The 19620-nt window shown below is 53.3% G+C and carries 15 protein-coding genes; 3 read left to right on the top strand and 12 right to left on the bottom strand.

Going from position 1 to position 19620, the window contains the following annotated elements:
- Positions 1 to 49: 49 nt before the first annotated feature.
- The 11 genes from ubiB to ACGHTT_RS15975 all read right to left on the bottom strand — a co-directional run bounded on the left by ubiB (position 50) and on the right by ACGHTT_RS15975 (position 14251).
- Entirely contained in the window at positions 50 to 1678 is a 1629-nt protein-coding gene (gene ubiB, locus ACGHTT_RS16025; protein WP_390591950.1) for a ubiquinone biosynthesis regulatory protein kinase UbiB, read from the bottom strand.
- A gap of 26 nt (positions 1679 to 1704) precedes the next feature.
- The gene (locus ACGHTT_RS16020) at positions 1705 to 2331 is read right to left on the bottom strand and encodes an SCP2 domain-containing protein (protein ID WP_390591948.1); all 627 of its coding nucleotides are present in this window, start codon (positions 2329 to 2331) and stop codon (positions 1705 to 1707) included.
- Entirely contained in the window at positions 2331 to 3080 is a 750-nt protein-coding gene (gene ubiE / locus ACGHTT_RS16015; protein WP_390591946.1) for a bifunctional demethylmenaquinone methyltransferase/2-methoxy-6-polyprenyl-1,4-benzoquinol methylase UbiE, read from the bottom strand. The genes ACGHTT_RS16020 and ubiE overlap by 1 nt, the downstream gene beginning before the upstream one ends.
- 127 nt (positions 3081 to 3207) lie before the next feature.
- Positions 3208 to 6315, bottom strand: coding sequence for an efflux RND transporter permease subunit (locus ACGHTT_RS16010; RefSeq protein ID WP_390591945.1), 3108 nt, complete (start codon positions 6313 to 6315; stop codon positions 3208 to 3210).
- Between the two features lie 2 nt (positions 6316 to 6317).
- Complete coding sequence (locus ACGHTT_RS16005; RefSeq protein ID WP_390591943.1) at positions 6318 to 7499, bottom strand: efflux RND transporter periplasmic adaptor subunit; 1182 nt, start codon at positions 7497 to 7499, stop codon at positions 6318 to 6320.
- A 31-nt stretch (positions 7500 to 7530) separates the two neighbouring features.
- Positions 7531 to 7905, bottom strand: coding sequence for a gamma-butyrobetaine hydroxylase-like domain-containing protein (locus ACGHTT_RS16000; protein ID WP_390591942.1), 375 nt, complete (start codon positions 7903 to 7905; stop codon positions 7531 to 7533).
- Between the two features lie 148 nt (positions 7906 to 8053).
- Positions 8054 to 9241: a methyl-accepting chemotaxis protein gene (locus ACGHTT_RS15995; protein WP_390591940.1), complete on the bottom strand. Its 1188-nt coding sequence runs from the start codon at positions 9239 to 9241 to the stop codon at positions 8054 to 8056.
- Between the two features lie 164 nt (positions 9242 to 9405).
- The gene (gene hslU, locus ACGHTT_RS15990; RefSeq protein WP_390591939.1) at positions 9406 to 10731 is read right to left on the bottom strand and encodes an ATP-dependent protease ATPase subunit HslU; all 1326 of its coding nucleotides are present in this window, start codon (positions 10729 to 10731) and stop codon (positions 9406 to 9408) included.
- Between the two features lie 11 nt (positions 10732 to 10742).
- Positions 10743 to 11270 (bottom strand): ATP-dependent protease subunit HslV, encoded by a 528-nt coding sequence (gene hslV / locus ACGHTT_RS15985; RefSeq protein ID WP_290259179.1) that lies wholly within the window; start codon positions 11268 to 11270, stop codon positions 10743 to 10745.
- Between the two features lie 67 nt (positions 11271 to 11337).
- Positions 11338 to 11943 carry an SPOR domain-containing protein gene (locus ACGHTT_RS15980; protein WP_390591938.1) on the bottom strand — a complete coding sequence of 202 codons (606 nt, stop codon included), beginning with the start codon at positions 11941 to 11943 and terminating at the stop codon, positions 11338 to 11340.
- 112 nt (positions 11944 to 12055) lie between these two features.
- Positions 12056 to 14251, bottom strand: coding sequence for a primosomal protein N' (locus ACGHTT_RS15975; RefSeq protein WP_390591936.1), 2196 nt, complete (start codon positions 14249 to 14251; stop codon positions 12056 to 12058).
- A 164-nt stretch (positions 14252 to 14415) separates the two neighbouring features.
- Between ACGHTT_RS15975 and rpmE the strand changes: the two genes are divergently transcribed.
- The 3 genes from rpmE (at position 14416) to ACGHTT_RS15960 (ending at position 16946) form a co-directional block, all read left to right on the top strand.
- On the top strand, positions 14416 to 14631 hold the full coding sequence (rpmE, locus tag ACGHTT_RS15970) for a 50S ribosomal protein L31 (RefSeq protein ID WP_290259175.1): 216 nt from the start codon (positions 14416 to 14418) through the stop codon (positions 14629 to 14631).
- A gap of 135 nt (positions 14632 to 14766) precedes the next feature.
- Entirely contained in the window at positions 14767 to 15543 is a 777-nt protein-coding gene (locus tag ACGHTT_RS15965; RefSeq protein WP_390591935.1) for a thermonuclease family protein, read from the top strand.
- Positions 15544 to 15662: 119 nt separating this feature from the next.
- Positions 15663 to 16946, top strand: coding sequence for a malic enzyme-like NAD(P)-binding protein (locus ACGHTT_RS15960; RefSeq protein ID WP_390591932.1), 1284 nt, complete (start codon positions 15663 to 15665; stop codon positions 16944 to 16946).
- 59 nt (positions 16947 to 17005) lie between these two features.
- On the opposite strand, the gene ACGHTT_RS15955 is transcribed toward ACGHTT_RS15960, so the two are convergent.
- Positions 17006 to 19534: a penicillin-binding protein 1A gene (locus ACGHTT_RS15955; protein WP_390591931.1), complete on the bottom strand. Its 2529-nt coding sequence runs from the start codon at positions 19532 to 19534 to the stop codon at positions 17006 to 17008.
- Between the last annotated feature and the right edge of the window lie 86 nt (positions 19535 to 19620).

Below are 19620 nucleotides of genomic sequence, written 5' to 3'. Positions count from 1 at the left end.
GCGTATCCGCGCGCTGAAAGCTGTGGCTTAGCGACAGCTTTGGGTAAGCTTAAGAAACTAGCCATAAATATAGGCCTAGCAGGCTTAGAGCTAGTGCACTGGTGCTGAGTTGTTCCACCACCGCGCGCGCTTCTGGCACGCTCACCACCGCCGCACTGGCAAGCGAGATAAGCGCTAGGCGACGGCGTCGAAGCGCTCGATGGGCTTGGTGCTGGCGCGTTTGTTCCCGCGAGAGGGTGTTATTCAGGTCCGTTAACTGGCTGCTTAGGTGTTCGCTAGTAGATAGCGCATCATAGATTTTTTGGGGCATGTGCGGCAACTTTTCCAGCCACTCGGGGCCAAAGCGCTTTATTTCTTTCAGCAAAGTTTTCGGGTGGTAGCGCTGTTTCAGCCAAGCTTCTAGGAACGGGTGTGCGGTGGTCCATAAATCCAGTTGCGGATAGAGCTGGCGCCCAAGGCCTTCGATATTGAGTAACGTTTTTTGCAGCAACACTAATTGTGGTTGTACTTCCATGTTAAAGCGGCGCGCGGTTCTAAATAACTGTAGCAAAACTTGGCCAAAGGATATTTCGGCTAGAGGTTTTTCAAAGATTGGTTCGCACACGGTGCGAATGGCGCTTTCGAAGGCGGCCACAGAGGTTGTTGCCGGCACCCACCCTGAGTCCACGTGCAGCTGTGCCACTTGGCGATAGTCGCGCCGGAACATGGCAACCAAGTTGCGCGCCAAATAGTACTGATCCTCCGTGGTAAGGCTGCCCATAATGGCGGTATCTACGGCGATGTAGCTGGGTGTTTCCGGTGTATTGCGGCTGACAAAAATATTACCGGGGTGCATGTCGGCGTGGAAAAAATTGTGGCTGAACACCTGAGTGAAGAATATTTCAACACCGCGTTCTGCCAGCATTTTCATATTGGTGTTTTGCTTGGCTAGCTCGGCTAGATCGCTGACCCCAATGCCGTAAATTCGCTCTTGAACAAGTACGTTCTCTCGACAGTAGTCCCAATACACGTCGGGTACGTAAAGCAGCGTAGAGCCGAGAAAGTTGCGCCTTAGTTGCGTGCAGTTAGCGGTTTCTCGCAGTAGATTTAGCTCGTCGATGATGGTGATTTGGTAATCGTCGACAATTTCCACTGGGCGCAAACGTCGGCCATCGTGGCTGATCGATTCGAGCAACTTTGCAATGACCTTAAGCAGGGCAATATCGCGGTGGATGGTAGATAGCAGGCCGGGCCTAACCACTTTGACTATCACATCTTCGCCGCTATGCAGCTTGGCAGTATGTACTTGCGCGATCGAGGCACTGGCTAACGGTTGGGCAGAGAAATCATCAAAGAACTCGGCAATAGGCCGGCCTAAGGCCTGTTCCACTATGCCCACGAGCTGAGCTTGATCAAAGGGAGGTACCTTGTCTTGTAGCTTTCTGAGTTCGAACACCAAATGGGCGGGAACCAAATCAGGGCGAGTGGAGAGCAGCTGGCCAAACTTGATAAAAATGGGGCCTAAGCGCTCGAGGCTTAATCTGAGCCGTTCGCCATCCGTTTCTGTGGGTTTCGGTAGTAGGTGCAGTGGCCAGAAGAACGGTGCTAACCACCAAGGTTTTTTACTTGGGAGCAGTAAATCGAGTCGGTAGCGTAAAGCGACACCTGTGATTTGGAGTAATCGAAATAATGCGCGCACGCGGTTGGGACCCTTACTTTGGTGAATTAGGCTGGTGAGTTTTTCTGCTGAATTTTTCGTGCCAGTGCGTGCAGTTTCGCCTCGAGGCGCTCGGTATTTTGCTGCAGGTTTTCGACCTGAGTGGCAAAATTTTCTAGCGCTACCTTGGTTGGTACTAAGGCCACCTCTTCGCTCAAATAGGGCTCGATATTGTCTTTCGCCGCGCGCATGCGCGCGTTAACAAAACTGGCCGTGTTGCGCATGATATTTGCTAATGGGCTGGCTATTTCGTCGCCGGTATAGCTGGCTAGCCAATCCTCCCAGTCGATATCTAGATTGACCACAATATCGCGCAGATTAAGCAATAGATTTGTTTGGCCCGTGACGCTAACGCCGGTGCCGGAAAAATTGAAGTTATCGCCGCCGGCCAGTGCGATTAAATCTTTCAGGCTACCTGATAGTTTGCAGTGTACGGGGAGATCACAATGGGCCTGCAGATCCAGTTGATCAGCGCGCGGGCAAATATAGAGGTTAAATGCGGGCTGGTTAATGTGTATATGCAACACTTTACCGGCAAGCTTTTGCAGTGCCGCTTTACTCGCGGGGTCGTAGCGCAGCGCTTTATTGATCAGTGTTTCGGCTGCGGCTAAGGCGGCGACATTCAATTCGAGCATTAGGGTTTTATGCCCTTGTGCAGCGCGACGATACCGCCGGTCATGTTGTAAAAACGGGTTTCGGCAAAGCCGGCGTTTTGCATCATGGTTTTTAAGGTTTCTTGATCCGGGTGCATGCGAATGCTTTCAGCTAAGTAGCGATAAGATTCGCTGTCGTTGGCAATCAACTTGCCCATGAACGGTAGGATGCGGAAAGAATAAGTGTCGTAGACTTTTTCTAGCAGGCTGTGTGTGGGTTTGGAAAACTCCAGCACCAGCAAGCGCCCACCGGGCTTTAAAATACGCAGCATGGATGCCAGCGCTAGGTCTTTGTCGGTGACATTGCGCAAACCAAAGGCAATGGTGATGCAATCAAAGGTGTTGTCTGGGAAGGGCAGGTATTGGGCATCGGCTTGGGCATATTGGACGTTGCCCACATCGCCAAGGTCGATCAATTTGTCGCGCCCGACCCGCAGCATAGATTCGTTGATGTCGGCGAGGATGACTTGGCCCTCTGGCCCCACTAAGCGGGCAAACTTGTGACTTAAATCGCCGGTGCCGCCGGCAATGTCGAGCACTTTGTCGCCGGGGCGAACGCCAGATAGCTCAATGGTAAAGCGTTTCCACAAGCGGTGTACGCCGCCCGACATCACATCATTCATCAGGTCGTATTTGGCCGCAACGGAGTGAAATACGCCGGCTACGCGTTTAGCCTTGTCTTCAACGGCAACTTGTTCAAAGCCAAAGTGGGTGGTGTTTTTCTCGGACATGGGAATTCGCTTAAGTCTGTCAGTGAGTCAGATTCTACCTTGTTAAAGGGCTTTTGTCGGCCAAAAAAAACCGAGCGCTAGGCTCGGTTTTGCATCGCTGGTTGTGGCTGCGCCGCGTGGGCTAGGCCTAGTCCTGCTGCGCTTTGAACTTCTCTCGGAGGTTTTGTATGCCTTGGTAGAAAGACGGCAAAAGTACCGTGCCTATCAAGGTTGCGGCGAGCATCCCGCACAACACGGTGACCCCCAAGGACACCCGCGACGCGGCGCCAGCGCCCGTGGCTGTTACCAAGGGAATCACGCCCAATACGAAAGACAGCGCGGTCATCAGTACGGCGCGGAAGCGCAGGCGCGCGGCGTTGGCGGCGGCCTCGATAACCGAATCCCCAGCAGCGCGCTGCTCCACCGCGAACTCGACGATGAGAATGGCGGTTTTTGCCGCCAAGCCAATGAGTAGCACCATACCCACTTGGGCGTAAACATCGTTAACCATACCGGCCAGGGATAATCCCGCCAAGGCACCAAAAATAGCGATAGGTACTGCCCCGAGTACGGCGAAAGGGATATTCCAGCTTTCGTACTGCGCCACTAAGAAGAGGTAGACGAACAGAATCGCTAGGCCAAATAAAATGGGGGCTAGATTACCGGCCTCCACTTCTTGCCGAGATTGTCCGGCCCACTCGAAAGCGTAACCATCGGGCAGTTGATCGGCCAGCAGTTGCATGGCTTGCAGTGCGTCGCCGGAGCTGAAGCCTGGGGCCGCTTCGCCATTGATGGTGGCCGAGCGGAACATGTTGAAGCGGGAGATAGACGTTGGCCCCTGTGCTGGCGAGAGGGTCGCGAGCGTCGAGAGCGGCACCATTTGCCCGTCTCTATTGCGCACGTAGAAGTGCAGTAAATCCGACGGCTCTTGGCGGAACTGGCTTTCCGCTTGAATCATGACCCGATAATTGCGGCCAAACTTGGAGAAGTCATTGATGTAGAGCGAGCCGAGTTGCGCCTGCAGGGTCATGAAAATATCCGACAATTGGATACCCATAGCCTTGGCTTTATTGCGGTCGACGTCCAAGAAGTATTGCGGCACATTGGCGCGGAAGGTGCTAAAAGCGTAGGCCAAATCCTCGCGCTGGTTGGCGGAATAGATTAACCCGCCCATTACCGCAGCCAGCTCTTTCGAGTCCCGCCCTTGCGTGTCTTGTAACCTAAAGTCAAAACCCGAGGCACTGCCCAAACCGGGCACTGGCGGTGGGTTGATCACCATAACTTGCGCGTCGGGTAGCGCCCATAACTTACCCTGTAATTTTTTCTGTAGTGTGTCGGCGAACAGTGCGGGGTCTTTGCGCTTTGACCAGTGATCTAAAATGACAATACCGAGGCCGCCATTGGTGGCGCCGCCGCTGAGAATACTGAAACCCGACACAGTAATAAAGTTGCGTACGCCTGGCTCGTTACCCACCCAGCCGGTGATTTTCTGCATCACCTCTTCGGTGCGATTGGCTGATGCAGCGTCGGGTAATTGCACATCCACGAACAAGAAGCCTTGGTCTTCATTGGGCACGAAGCCTGTGGGCGTGCTAGCAATTAACCAGTAAGTGCCACCGAGCAATAGCAGTGTAAATACGGCTACCCGCCCACCGCGCTTTAATAGCCAGCCGACGATGCCAGTGTAACCGGCGGTTGAGCGGTGGATTAACTTTTCCACGGGCGCCAACCATTTAATCGGTGTCATGTGCTCGGGTTTTAGCAACACCGCGCAGAGCGCTGGGCTTAAGGTGAGTGCATTGATGGAGGAGATAAATACCGCTGAGGAAATGGTTACGGAGAATTGTTTGTAAATTTCACCGGTGATGCCAGGCATGAAGCCCACTGGCACGAACACAGCCATCAGCACTAAGGTGGTGGCGATGATCGGGCCAGTGACTTGCTCCATGGCTTTTAGTGTGGCGTCCACGCCACCTAAGCCTTCCTCTTTCATGATGCGCTCGACGTTTTCAATGACCACAATGGCATCATCTACCACCACTCCAATGGCGAGGACTAAGCCAAATAAGGTGATGGTATTGACTGAATAGCCGAGTGCATTCATCAACGCGAAGGTACCGATAAGGGATACCGGTATGGCAATGGCGGGAATTAGCGTCGCACGCCAATTTTGTAAAAATAAAAATACAACCAAGATCACCAAGGCCACAGCAACAAACAGTGTGGAGTAAACTTCGGCTATAGATTCGTTAATAAAATCGGTCGTGTCGTACAGAATTTCATAGCGCATCCCGTCGGGCAACATCGGTGCTAAACGCGCCATTTCGGCATGAATTGCTTCGGCCACTAAGGTGGCGTTGGCGTCAGATAATTGATAAATGACCAGAAAGGCGGTGTCTTGACCATCGAGCTTTACGGCGTTGCTATAACTGCGCGAACCCATCTCTACGCGAGCCACATCTTTAAGACGTAGGAAGCGGCCATCGGGGTTGGCGCGAATGATTGTGTCGGCAAATTGTGAGGCGTCTTGCAAGCGACCCTGAGTTTGAATGGTGTATTCAAATTGTTGACCAGGAATGACGGGGCCAGCACCTAATTTACCGGCAGCAACGACCGTATTTTGCTCAGTGATTGCCGCTTGGATATCGGTAACCGTAACGTCTAGCGCGTTCATTTTTGTCGGGTCTAACCAAATCCGCATGGCGTATTGGAAGTCACCCATCACTTCGGCCTTGGCGACACCGGCGATACGTGCCAAAGGTTCTTGCAAGTTACTGATGGCGTAATTTGATAAAAACGTGGTGTCGAACTGTTCGCTTTCGCCAATTAAATTAATGCCCAGTAACATGCTGGTGGATTGCTTCAGCGTTTGCACGCCATCGCGCATAACTTCAGGTGGTAATGAACTTTCTGCCAGCGATGCGCGGTTTTTTACATTCACTTGCGCCATGTCGCCGTCGACACCGGTTTTAAAGGTCACGGTGATGGTGGCGAGGCCTGAGTTAGAAGCCGTAGACTCCATGAACTCCATGCCTTCAACGCCGTTAATTTGCTCTTCGAGCGGCCGCAGTACGGTTTCTTCAACGACATCGGCCGAGGCGCCGGGATAGGTAGCAGTCACCTGTATTTGCGTCGGTGCAATTTCTGGGTAGAGGTTAACGGGCAGGGTCATGAGCGATAGCGAACCCGCTAGCGTGATGACAATGGAGATAACAAAGGCGAATTTAGGCCGATGGATAAAGAATTTACTGATCATGATTAGCCCTCTTGGCTGGCAGCGGGGGCAGTATGCTCGCTAACCGCGCCAGTTTTAGGGTCTACGACTTTCACTGTGGGCGCGACGACAGCGCCCGCTCTGACTTTTTGTAGGCCTTCGACGATAACCTTTTCACCTGCTTCAAGTCCCGATTCGACGACCCACATAGCACCGAAGCGCTGGCCAAGTTTGGCGAAGCGTTGTGCGACTTTTTGTTCGCTGTCGACCACAAGCACGAAGGTGCCCTGTTGGTTTTCCTGAACCGCGGCCTGTGGGATGAGTGCGCGGGTTTCTTTGATTTGGCTTTCTACCAATAGCGTGGTGTATAAGCCGGGCAGAACCGTGTGGCCGGGGTTGTCAAATACGGCGCGCAGGCTGACGGTGCCGGTCGTGGCATCAACTTTTGTGTCGGCAAAATCTAACTCGCCCAAGGCATCGTGTAAGGTTTTATTCGGCAGCATTAACTTCAGCGTATAGAGCTTTTCAGCTTCCTGTGATTTGGCGCGCTCTTGTAGATAGGCCGTGTAGCTGGCTTCTTCGAGTTGAAAGTTAACTTTGATTTTGTCGATATTGACCAGTGTAGCTAAAGCGCCTTTGTTGGGGCCGACGGTGTTGCCCACACTGTAAATTGATTTGCCAATTTGGCCGGCGAAGGGCGCGAGGATACGGGTGTAGCTCAAATTAATTTGCGCCGTTTCAACAGCCGCTTCTGCGGCCAATACAGCGGCATCAGCCTGTTGCTTGTTGGAGGTTAACTTGTCCAAATCAGACTGGGAGATAAAGCCTTGCGGTGCTAATTCGGCACCGCGCTTTAAGTCGCGCTCGGAGCGATCTTTCTCGGCGATGCGCGCCGCTAGCTCAGCTTTGGCTTGCGACAATTGCGCTTTATAGGTGTCTTGGTTAATTTCGAATAAGACTTGATCTTTTGCGACAAAGCCACCTTCTTGGAAATTGGTTTTTTCTAGCGTGCCTTCAACCCGCGCGATCAACTGTACTTCGGAATAAGCTTCCGTACGCGCAACAAATTCTCTGCTGCCGCCAATGTCCTGTGCAGACACAACCACCACTGACACGGCCGGCGGCGGTGCTTTTGGTGGTTCTGCTTTTTGTCCGCATGCGGTTAGCATTAAAGCGGCTGAGGCCGACAACCAAAGGCTGCGGTGGAGTGACGATAGAAGGGTCATGATTGCGTCCTTGTCTTTATGTTATTGGGTATTAATTGATAATTTTTACGACGCTGGTGTCAGGGTCGCGGGTTTTTTGGGCCGAGTGAAGTTGATCGAGGTAGTCTTGCCAGCGCTGTGGGTACTGGCTGGCAAGTTCAAATAAATAGGGCCAAGTGTAGAGACCGGAATCGTGACCATCACTGAACACCAGTTTGAGCGCATAGCTGCCAACCGGTTCAACGTTGTGGAGAACAACATTGCGTTTCCCAAATTGCAGCGTTGCCTGGCCTGGGCCATGGCCTTTGACTTCCGCTGAGGGCGAAGAAATACGCAGGTATTCTGCTGACAATTGATAGCTCTGCTGATTAAACACCAGCTCTAGTTGGTTGGAGCCCTTGTGATGTTTGATTTTTTCAGGAATCATTTTCTGCTACTAGTCACACAAAGTTTGCGCGAGTATAGCAAAGTCTCTCCCCAGTCTTAGCGGTAAATTCACGGATACGTTATTGGCCAGCGGTTCGATGTGCCGGTGTTTAACTGGCTGTAAGGGCTGCAAAACCGAGATTTGGCGCTTAAACACAGATTTGATTGAGGGCTTTGTCGACTTTTTGTGCCTCCTCTTGTTGTGCATACGCTTGTGATGAGGTGGTTTTTAACTGTTGGCACACGGCTTTACTGATCTCATTGATGTGGTTCATGCGGGTATTAATCGTATTGGTGGCATCTTGCTGTTGTTGCGTGCCTGTGGCGATTTGGTGGGTGAGCTCATTCACAATGCTGGTGGATTCGCGCGCCTTATTGATGACTTTTTCCATCGCAAGGCTTTGCTGTAAGCTGGACTCGCTGAGCTCGCTGCAATTGGCGATACCTGTTACCGCGTGGTTGGCGCTGGCCTGCAGGTCGGCCACTGTCTTTTGAATTTGCACCGTTGATTCCTGAGTCCGATGTGCCAGCGCCCGCACCTCGTCGGCGACCACGGCGAAGCCGCGACCTTGTTCTCCGGCGCGCGCCGCTTCAATCGCGGCATTGAGGGCCAATAAATTGGTTTGCTCGGCAATGCCGCCTATCACTTCTAGCACGGTACCAATCTCTGCGCTTTGCTGCTTGAGGTGATCGATATCTTGCGCAATGTTTTGAATATTGTTACTTAAGGTTTGCACGGAATCTCTGCTGGCGCTGTAAGCCTTGGTGCCTTCGGTTAAGTAGTCTACGGTGGTGCCCGCCGCGGCACTGATTTCCTGACCTCGCTGAGATAGCGCCTGAGAGGCAGCGGCAACTTGATGTATGACCGCGGTAACTTGTTCTATGTCGCGGGTTTCGTTGTCGACTTCTTTAAATGTGCTGTCCATCGATTGTGCCAGTGTTTGGGAAAAACTGGCTAGCTGACGCGACCCTACCCGAACGTCCTCCATGATGTGTCGAAGGTGCTCCACAAAATCCGAGAGCAGGTTAGCGGCGAAGCTGAGTTCGTCGTTCCTGTCATCCTTGAGGGATGAGGACGGAGCCTTGTTGGGGTCTGCGACTAACACTAAAAAATCCGCCATCGTGTTGAGCCGGCTGGTGACTCGGGTCTGCATGAAAAAGGTGGCGCTGATAATGAGCAGGAGGGCCATACCCGCAAGGCAGGTTAACAGGGTAGCTTTGCTCGGGTTTGCCGAAACCAGCAGGGCACAGGCGAGCAGATAGACGAATGCGAGTACGCTGGTGACTATAATTGTGAGCTTGGTCAGGCTTTGACCGGTATGGGTGCGGCGATGCATGCGGCTACCTTTCTTTGAGATGCTTTCAACAGTGTAGACAGCTCACGGCTTCCTACGCTCAGATTAGGTTAGCGGCTTGGTGCAGGGATACTTTAGTTTGCGGCTGGGTAGGCGGAGGCTCAGTTGGCTGAGCCTCCGTTTGCTGGGGCTTATCTGAGGTGTATTTACAAAATGAAACGGCTGAGATCCTCATCTTGCGCCAGCGCGCCCAGTTGCGAATCGACAAAGGCACCATCGATAGTAACCGCCTTAGCCTGACTACCGGCCTCGAAGGAAATCTCTTCAATGAGCTTTTCAATCACAGTGTGTAGCCGTCTTGCGCCGATATTCTCCGTTCTTTCGTTAACTTGATAGGCGGTCTCGGCGATGCGCCTAATGCCGTCTGGCGTAAAGGTGATATCGACGCCCTCGGTGGCCATCAGCGCTTTTTGCTGCTCGGTGAGCGACGCCGTTGGCTCGGTCAAAATGCGTTCGAAGTCTTCCGGCGTTAGGGCTTTCAGTTCGACGCGAATCGGCAGGCGGCCCTGCAGCTCGGGAATCAGGTCTGAGGGCTTGGAAAAGTGAAAGGCGCCGCTGGCGATAAAGAGAATATGATCGGTTTTGATCATGCCGTGCTTGGTGGAAACCGTGCTGCCTTCGATGAGTGGCAGTAAATCCCGCTGCACCCCTTCGCGCGACACGTCGGCGCCACTGGTGCCACCGCGCTTGGCCACCTTGTCAATTTCATCGATAAAGACGATGCCGTTTTGCTCGGCTGCCTCAATCGCTTGGGCTTTCAATTCTTCTTCGTTGACCATTTTTGCCGCTTCTTCATCGCATAGCTGCTTAAAGGCTTGTTTAACAGTCATCTTGGCTTTTTTCTTTTTGTCTTTGCCCATTGACGAGAACATGTTTTGCAGCTGGCTGGTCATTTCTTCCATGCCCGGCGGCGCCATGATCTCAACACCTACTTTGGTGGCGGCTACGTCGATATCGATCTCTTTATCGTCGAGTTGCCCTTCACGTAGCTTTTTACGGAAAATTTGCCGCGTGCCCGAGTCTGTTTTTGATTCTGCCTCGCCGTCCGCATTGCGCGCGGGTGGCAGCAGCACGTCGAGAATGCGCTCTTCGGCGGCTTCTTCGGCCCGGTATTTAACTTTTTCTTGGGCCTGTTCGCGGTACATCTTGATCGATACGTCGACTAAGTCGCGCACGATGGAATCTACATCGCGGCCAACGTAGCCCACTTCGGTAAACTTGGTGGCTTCCACTTTAACGAAAGGTGCATTGGCGAGTTTGGCTAAGCGCCGTGCTATTTCCGTTTTACCCACACCTGTAGGCCCAATCATAAGAATGTTTTTTGGCGTGACTTCTGGGCGCAAATCATCATTGAGTTGCATGCGCCGCCAGCGGTTGCGTAGGGCGATGGCAACGGCGCGCTTGGCATCTTTTTGGCCAACGATATGGCGGTCGAGTTCGTGAACAATTTCGCTTGGCGTCATATTGGACATAATAGGGCTCGCTACTTCTGGCTTAATTCTTCGATGGTCAGGTGGTTATTGGTAAACACGCAAATACTGCCGGCTATTTGCAAGCCTTGTTCGACGATGGTTTTGGCGTCCAGCTCGGTGTTATCCAGCAGTGCCCGTGCCGCAGCTTGCGCGAAGGGGCCGCCAGAGCCGATGGCGATGAGGTCATCTTCTGGCTGTATCACGTCGCCGTTGCCGGTGATTATCAGCGAGGCGTCTTTGTCGGCCACTGCGAGAAGTGCTTCGAGCCGGCGCAGGGCGCGATCGGTGCGCCAATCTTTGGCCAGCTCTACCGCGGCGCGGACGAGCTGCCCGTTGTGGGCTTCAAGTTTGGCTTCAAAGCGCTCGAACAGGGTGAACGCATCGGCAGTGCCGCCGGCAAAGCCTGCTAACACTTGGTTGTTGTACAGGCGGCGGACCTTGCGGGCATTGCCTTTCATGACAGTGTTGCCAAGGGAAACTTGGCCGTCGCCGCCGAGCACGACGGTGCCGTTGCGGCGCACAGAAAGAATGGTTGTCACGGGAAGTCCTTCAGATGAATGCTGAGTGTGAACTTCCTAGGTGGGGGTGCTTTAGTGGTAATTCAACCTAGCCAGCTTTGCGCTTGAGTAACAGTGTGTCGAACCGATTGGATACCAAGGTGCTGCGCGCGTTGGCCATAGCCGATGAGTTGGTGAAGGGGCCAACAATAACGCGGTGCCAAGTTTCACCACTTTTCACTGTGACTTTTTCGACTTTGGCATCCATGTTAAGCAGAATCAGTTTGGCTCTGACGCTGTCGGCGTCTTCGGATTTTCTAAACGAGCCGACCTGTAGCAAATATTCCACTTTGTCGGTGCTTTGTTGCTCTAATTGTTTGCGTGTTTCTTCGGGCGTTTCCACCACAACTTCGCTTTCCTCCAGCAGCTTATAAAAGTCGAAGCGCGGCTTGGGCACGGCTTTTTCCGGCTCCTTTGCCTGTGGTGCCGAGGTAACTTTTGCCGGTTTGGCCTTGCTTGGCGGCTGATCGGAGAGATACACCAAAAACATGACGAACGCGCCCAGTACTGCACCGGTGAATAGCCATACCCAGCCGGGTACGTCAGATTTTTTCTTACTCGGTTGTTTGCGGCGTTTGCGGTTGGCGAAATCTTGGGTCATGGCTCTGATTACAACAAAAGGTGGGCCGGCATTGTAAAGGAATGTTGGCTTCATGCACATGGGCGCCATGCATATGGGCGCCACGCAGATCGGCGCCCCTATGCATGACGCCCTTGCTAGAGGCGAATTGAGGGTGGCTGCTGAGAGACGGCGGTAGCTTATCCGGCTAATGGGTTTCCTGAGGGTCGACGTCTAGGTTCCAGCGCACCCGTTTACTCAAGGCCATTTGCTCAATTAGCGCCAGCCATTGGGGCAGGAATTGTTGTAAATGTGCCCGAGAGCTGGCCTGCAACTGCAGTAAGAAGCGGAATCTATCCTGGCGCTTCTCCATGCTGGCCGGCAGCGGCCCCAAATAGCGAAATTGTGGGCTGGGCGCCTGTAGGCTTTCGGCTTTGGCGCGCGCTTGTTGTAAAAACGCCAGCGCGTTCTCCGGGCGTTTCGATTCGGCGCGCAACAGCACCATAGCGCTGAAGGGCGGTAGCTCCACCACTTGGCGCTCGCGCAGTAAACAATCGGCGAGGGCCGCGTAACCCTGATTGAGCAGCAGCTGTAAATAGGGGTGATCTGTGTGGTGGCTTTGCAGGAACACTTGGCCTTGTAAGGCTTCGCGGCCGGCGCGGCCGGCAACTTGCACAATGAGCTGGGCCATTTTTTCGGTGGCGCGAAAATCGGCGGAAAACAAACCGCCATCGGCTTCTAAAATGACAACCGTTGACACCTTAGGGAAGTGGTGCCCTTTGGCCAGCATTTGAGTGCCCACCAAGACGCAGGGCTCGCCCGTGGCAATTTGATCGAGCATGCTATTGAGTTGTTTGTGCGAGCGAGTGGAATCTCTGTCTATGCGCAAGATGGGGGTGCTGGGTAGTAGCTTGCTGAGAAACTCCTCGGTGCGCTCGGTGCCTTGGCCAATGTGCTGTAACTCTGGTGCCTTGCAGTCGGGGCACTGCTGCGGTACTCGGCGCTGGTGATCGCAGTGGTGACAGTGCAGGTGGTAGGGCTGGCGGTGCAGCGTCATGCGCGCATCGCAGCGTGGGCATTTTGCCTGCCAACCGCAAAAATGGCACATGATGACCGGCGCAAACCCCCGTCGATTGATAAATACCAGTGCTTGCTCGCCCTTGGCTATTGCACCTTTGATGGCTTCTAGGCTCTGGCTGGCAAGGCCTTCTTGCAAATACTGGCCGCGTATATCGATAGCTATGACCTTTGTGCTGTGCGCGCTGGCCGCTTGCTGGGTGAGCTTTAGGTGTTGATAGCGGCCGCTGCGGGCATTGCTAAGGGTTTCTAGCGACGGCGTGGCGCTGCCCATGAGCAAAGGAATGCGCAGCTGATGGGCGCGGTAAACCGCGAGGTCCCGGGCTGAGTAGCGAAAGCCCTCCTGTTGTTTGTAAGAGTTATCGTGCTCCTCATCGACGATAATAATACCGGGGTGTTTTAGTGGAGTGAATACGGCCGAGCGAGTGCCGATAATAATGCGATCTAAGCCGGCTCTGGCGCGTAGCCAAGCCGAGTTTCTGCCGCCGTCGGCCACGCCCGAATGCAAGATGCCCACGGGCACATGAAAGCGGCGCTGAAAGCGCGCGACGGTTTGCGGCGTTAAACCTATTTCTGGCACGAGTACGAGGGCTTGCCGGCCTGCTTCCAACTGTTGGGCTATGGCTTGCAAATAAACTTCTGTTTTGCCGCTGCCGGTTACGCCATCCAATAGATTGGTGGAAAAGCCAGTGGGTTTAATGGCTTTCAGTGCGGTGCTTTGCTCCGGGTTTAAAGTGAGCGCTAACTCACTAAGAGGGCCATTAAAAGTCTGCGTTTCGGTTATTTCGATGGCTTCGGCTAATTGCTTGTCGCTAAGCGCCTTGAGAATGGCGCGACTGAAGCCTGCTTGCTCGATTTCGCTTGGGGTTCTGGCGCCATTGCGCAAAAAGGTGAGTAAGTTGGCTTGTTTTTTGGCGCCTTTGGGGGCGCCCTCCGGCAAGCCAAGGCCCTGCACGGTAATTTGCCACCGGGTCTCTGTCGGCAAGTTGGCTTGTTCACCGGCGCGCAACAGCGCTGGCAGTGCCGCATGCAGCACTTCGCCAACCGGGTGTTGATAATAGTTGGCAGCCCACAGACATAGCTGTAGTAGGCTTGCATCGAATAGGGGTTGGCTGTCGATCAAGGCCAATACGGGCTTAAGTTTATCTATCGGTAGGTCGGAGCTTTTGGGTAGCTCGGTAATGATACCTATCAATTGTTGCTGGCCGAAAGCCACTTGTACCCGTTGACCAGGCACAGCAGAGCCAAAGGTGTGGGGGAATAAATAGTCGAACTGGCGCCGCAATGGGCTTGGCACAGCGACGCGGATGATGGTGTGTTCTAGCATGAAAGAGGGTTTTGCGCCGTGGCGACCTGTTGAAAAATTACACAATAGCGCTTGTCAGGCGGATGGATTCTGGTAGTATGCGCGATCCTTGAAACCGCTAACATTAACCTTTGTGCGGTGCCCGGCACAAGATCGGGTGGCGGCACACACTGGGAAACTTCGAAATGAAAGCTGATATCCATCCAAATTACGTACCTGTTGTTGCAAGCTGCAGCTGCGGTAACAAAATCGAAACAGCCTCAACACTGGGTCAAGACTTCCACGTTGATATCTGTTCAGAATGTCACCCATTCTACACCGGTAAGCAGAAAGTTGCCGACACCGGTGGTCGTATCGACCGCTTCAAGAAGCGTTTCGCTGGCCGTGGCACTGCCAAATAAGCTAAGCGTTTACGTTGTGAAAAAGCCGCGCGAGTCGCGGCTTTTTTGTGCCTGTTGGTTTTGTGGGCTTGTGCTTGAAACAATACACGCCCGATTTGGTTTAAGCTCAAGTCATATGCAAGCCGAGGGCTGACGATGCGGATTTTCTTACTGTTATACCTGTTGTTGGTGGGCGAGGTGTGGGCGGGCTGCTTTACGTCCGCCGCTGTCGTAGGTTTAGACGCCGTGAAGGTGACCCGTGTATACGATGGCGATACCGTGCAATTGGTGGATGGGCGCAAGGTGCGCTTGCTTAATATCAACGCGCCAGAGTTAGATCACAAGGGCGACGGTGATCACGCTTTTGCACGCGAGGCGACAGCCTACGTTACGCATTGGTTGCGTGCGCGCGATGATGTGTTTTTGGTATTTGATCGCGAGCGCAAGGATCGCTATGGCCGTTGGTTGGCGCATCTGTTGGATGGCTCTGGGCGAAGTTTGGCGGAAGATCTACTCGCCCAAGGCTTGGCTATGCCACTTGCTGTGCCACCCAATTTGGCACAAGCAGCTTGTTACTTCAGCGTGGCAGCAGGGTCAAAGAGTGCGAAATTGGGTGTTTGGTCCACAAACCCAGCTATCGCAGCGGGAAAGTTATCCCGCTCTGGGTTTCAGCGGGTTAGCGGCACCGTTTCTAAAATCACTAAAACCCGCGCTGGTGATTACTGGCTTGAGCTCGACGGTGTGTTAGCGATTCAAGTTAAAAAACAAGATCTCGGCTTTTTTAACGATTTTCCATCTGGCTTTAGCGTGGCGAGTCAGGTTGAGGTTGAGGGCTGGGTGGTGGATCGTTCTAACACATCCGATCATCTGCAAAAAGGCTACGCACCTTGGAAGCTGCAGGTGCGTACCCCTTATGCAATACGCGTGCATTAGTGCCTCGAAACAATCTAGGTCTCACCGGCTGTCTGCTTGAGGGGGCTATAGCAAGCCTGTATCCTTGCGCTCCCTACGAGAGACAACAATTAAAAACAAAAAAAATGGCGGTTGCAACCATGTCAGAGTCAACAGCGTCACGAGAGTCACGCAAAAAAGCGGCACTTGATTACCATGCTTTTCCGGTTCCGGGAAAGTTGAGTATAGAGTTGTCCAAACCTGCGGAAACACAGGAAGATTTATCATTAGCCTACAGCCCCGGTGTGGCTGAGCCAGTGCGCGAAATTGCGAGAGATCCAGAGAATGCCTACCGATATACCGGTAAAGGTAATCTTGTCGCTGTTATCTCTGATGGCAGTGCAATTTTAGGCCTTGGTAATTTAGGGCCTTTGGCCTCGAAACCGGTCATGGAAGGCAAGTGCCTGTTGTTTAAACGCTTTGCTGGCATTAACTCCATCGATGTGGAAGTGTCATCCGATAGCCCGCAGGCTTTTATCGATACCGTTGCCAATATAGCTCTCAGTTTTGGAGGCATTAACCTCGAAGATATCAAGGCGCCAGAGTGCTTTGAGATTGAGCGGATACTGAAAGAGCTGTGTGATATTCCAGTGTTTCACGACGATCAGCACGGCACCGCTATTGTGACCACGGCGGGCTTGTTGAACGCGTTGGAAATACAACATAAATCCATCGCTGAAGTCAGGATCGTGTGTTTGGGGGCCGGGGCCGCGGCCACCGCCTGCTGCAATCTAATGATATCGGCCGGCGCGCGGCGAGAAAATATCACCATGCTTGATAGCAAGGGCGTGATTCATGCCGGGCGCGATGATATCAATGAATACAAAGCGCAGTTTGCCAATAAAACCCATTTGCGCACGCTCGATGATGCTATCGACGGCGCTGATGTGTTCCTCGGTGTGTCCGGCCCAAATTTATTGAGTGCTGAGCAGCTGGCGAAAATGGCCGCTAAGCCAATTGTGTTTGCCTGTTCTAACCCCGACCCTGAGATTGCCCCAGAGTTGGCGCACCAAGTGCGTCAAGATTTGATTATGGCGACTGGCCGATCGGACTACCCGAATCAGGTTAATAATGTGTTGTGTTTCCCTTTTTTGTTTCGCGGCGCTCTGGACGTACGCGCGCGCATCATCAACGAGGCGATGAAATTAGCGGCCGTTGAGGCTATTCGCAGCATTGCAAAAGAGACCGTAACTGACGATGTCAGCAAGGCCTACGGCGGCGCAGCCATGAGTTTTGGGCCTGAATATATCATCCCCAAACCTACTGATGAGCGCTTGTTAGGCCGAGTGGCGGCCGCGGTGGCGCAAGCCGCGGTGGATACCGGTGTTGCTCATTTGCCCTTTCCTTCACATTACCCACTGCGCGGGTTGCAGGATATAAAGTGAAATAGCAGTAGTGTGAGTAGGTAATAAAAAAGGGGCTTTCGCCCCTTTTTTGCATCAGTTTAAAACAGCTCCTCCGGCAACGTCTCGTCGCTATCGTCCAAGGATTCTTGTTGTGAGTGAATGCCGTTGGATTCCTCCGGCGCGTTCTCGGCTTTGAAAATTTCAAATATCGCACCGCTACTGCCGGGCTGAGCGCGTTTGCCAGTTTTTGGGTCAATACGCACGGTGATAATGCCGTCCGGCTGGCGGCGGTGGGCTTCGGGCATACCGTCGAGCGCGACGCTCATGAAGTCGATCCACACAGGTAGCGCGGCTGAACCACCGTATTCGCGCCGGCCTAAATTAAAGTTTTGATCGAAGCCCAGCCAAGCCGTGGCCACTAATTGGTGGTTGTAGCCGGAGAACCAGGCGTCCCTTGGGCCGTTGGTGGTCCCGGTTTTACCCGCTAAATCATCGCGGCCTAGCGCCATGGCTTTTTTGCCCGTGCCCTTTTTCACCACATCGCGCAGCATCGAGTCGATGATAAAAGCGTCTCTCTCATCGAGGATTCGCTTGGCCAGCCGCAGTGGTTTGGTGCTCACTGTTTCTTCGGATGAGGTTGGCGTAGGTGCGCTTTGTGCCAGTAAATCGTCCAGGGTTTCGGCTTCTTCTTCGATGCTTTCTGCGATTTCCGCTTCAACGCCGTGTTGGCTTGTTAGTCGTTCAGGGCAGAGGCGGCAGGCGACCAGCGGGTTTTCTTCAAAAATGATATCGCCCTTAACATCGGCGATGGATTTCACCAAATAGGGCTGTACGCGAAAGCCCCCGTTGGCAAATACGGCATAACCGGTGGCAATTTGCAGGGGGGTAACCGCGTGGCTGCCCAATGCCAAGGATAGATCGCGCGGTAGTTTGCTGGTATCGAAACCAAAGCGCGCCATTTTTTCGATAGTGGGCCTGATGCCCATGGAGCGCAGTATGCGAATTGAAACTAGGTTCCTCGATTGGTAGAGCGCTTGGCGCATGCGGGTTGGACCTAAAAATTGGCCGCTGTCATTTTCCGGACGCCAAGTGCCCTCGAGGCTGGCGTCTTCGAAGACGATGGGGGCATCATTGATCAGCGTGGCTGGTGTAAAGCCGCTTTCCAGTGCTGCGGTATAGATAAAGGGTTTGAAGCTCGAGCCAGGTTGGCGCTCAGCTTGTACCGCTCGGTTGAAGTGACTTTGGCGAAAGTCGAAGCCGCCGACCAACGAGACAATGGCGCCATCTTCGGGGTTAAGTGCAACCAAAGCCGATTGCGCCGCGGGCACCTGCGATAATTGCCACTGTTGATCTGGGAGCGGTAATAACCTCACCAAATCACCCTCACTTAGAATTTGACTGGCTTTGCTAGGCGGTGAGCCTACGCGATCCTCATTGATGTAGCGCTGCGCACTTGCCAGGCCCTGCTCCCACTCGAGGGTGATTTTTTTGCCGTCGCTGAGCAGTGCCGAGGCGCTTTGTTCGAGCACGTCGGTGATGACGGCTGGGTGTAGCCCACCGAGCACAGGGACTTTACTCAGCTCTTCTAGGTAAGCCTTATCTCTTTCTGGGGCCTCGCTAATGGCCTCATTGAGTTTGATCGTTTTTTCTGGCCCTCGGTAGCCATGTCGAGCATCGTAGGTGAGAAGCCCGCTAATCACGGCCTTTTGAGCTGTCTCCTGCAGTTTGGTATCGATGGTGGTGTATACCTTGAGTCCGTCGCTGTAGGCGTCTTCGCCGTAAAAGTCGATCACCTGTTGGCGTGCGACTTCGGCCACATAAGGCGAACTCAAGTCCAGTGCTAACTCGTGGAAGCGCGCGCTTAACGGGGTGTTTAGGGCTTCGGTATATTGTGCTTGGTCAATTTTACCCAGCTCTAGCATGCGCCCGAGAATCCAGTTTCGTCGAATCGTCGCCCTCGGCGGATTGGCGATGGGGTTGAAACGCGATGGTGCCTTGGGCAGGCCCGCAATCATCGCCAGTTGCGCGAGGTTAAGTTGGTCTATGCTCTTACCGTAGTAGACTTGAGACGCAGCCTCGATACCGTAGGCTCGATTGCCCAAGTAAATTTTGTTGACGTATAGCTCTAAAATTTCTGGTTTTGAGAGCTCGTTCTCAATTTTGATCGCCAGCAAAATTTCGTTCGCTTTGCGCAGGAAGGTTTGATCAAAGGTGAGGAAGAAATTGCGCGCCACCTGCATTGTGATGGTGCTCCCCCCCCCTTGAATCTGGCCTGTTTGCAATATTTGTGAAGCTGCTCTCAAAAGTCCTTTAATGGACACGCCGTGATGTTTGTAGAATTGGTCGTCTTCGGCGGCGAGTATGGCGTCGATATAAGCTTGAGGTATCTGATCGTAGCGAATGGGGCTGCGCCGCTTCTCGCCAAACTCACCAATAAGCTTGCCGTCCGCGGAGTAAATGCGCAGCGGCGTTTGGAATTTTATCTGCCTAAGCGCCTCAACAGAGGGTAGTTTTGGACTGAGATAAAGGTAAAGCCCGCCTGTCGAGAGGGCTGTGGCGCTGATTCCGGCCAGTAGTAGCCAGCAAATTAGGCGAACTGTGCGGTAGTTCTTGGATATTTTTTCCATAGGAATTAGTAGCTTAGGTGGCCTTGTCAATTTGCCCGCCATTATACGGGCTTTTACGGGCTTTACATATTGCCACTATTGTTGCA

The sequence above is a fragment of the Simiduia litorea genome, from assembly GCF_042853465.1.
Taxonomy (GTDB): domain Bacteria; phylum Pseudomonadota; class Gammaproteobacteria; order Pseudomonadales; family Cellvibrionaceae; genus Simiduia; species Simiduia litorea.
The sequence above is the reverse complement of the archived record's forward strand: the minus strand, read 5'-3'. Positions and strand labels throughout refer to the sequence as shown.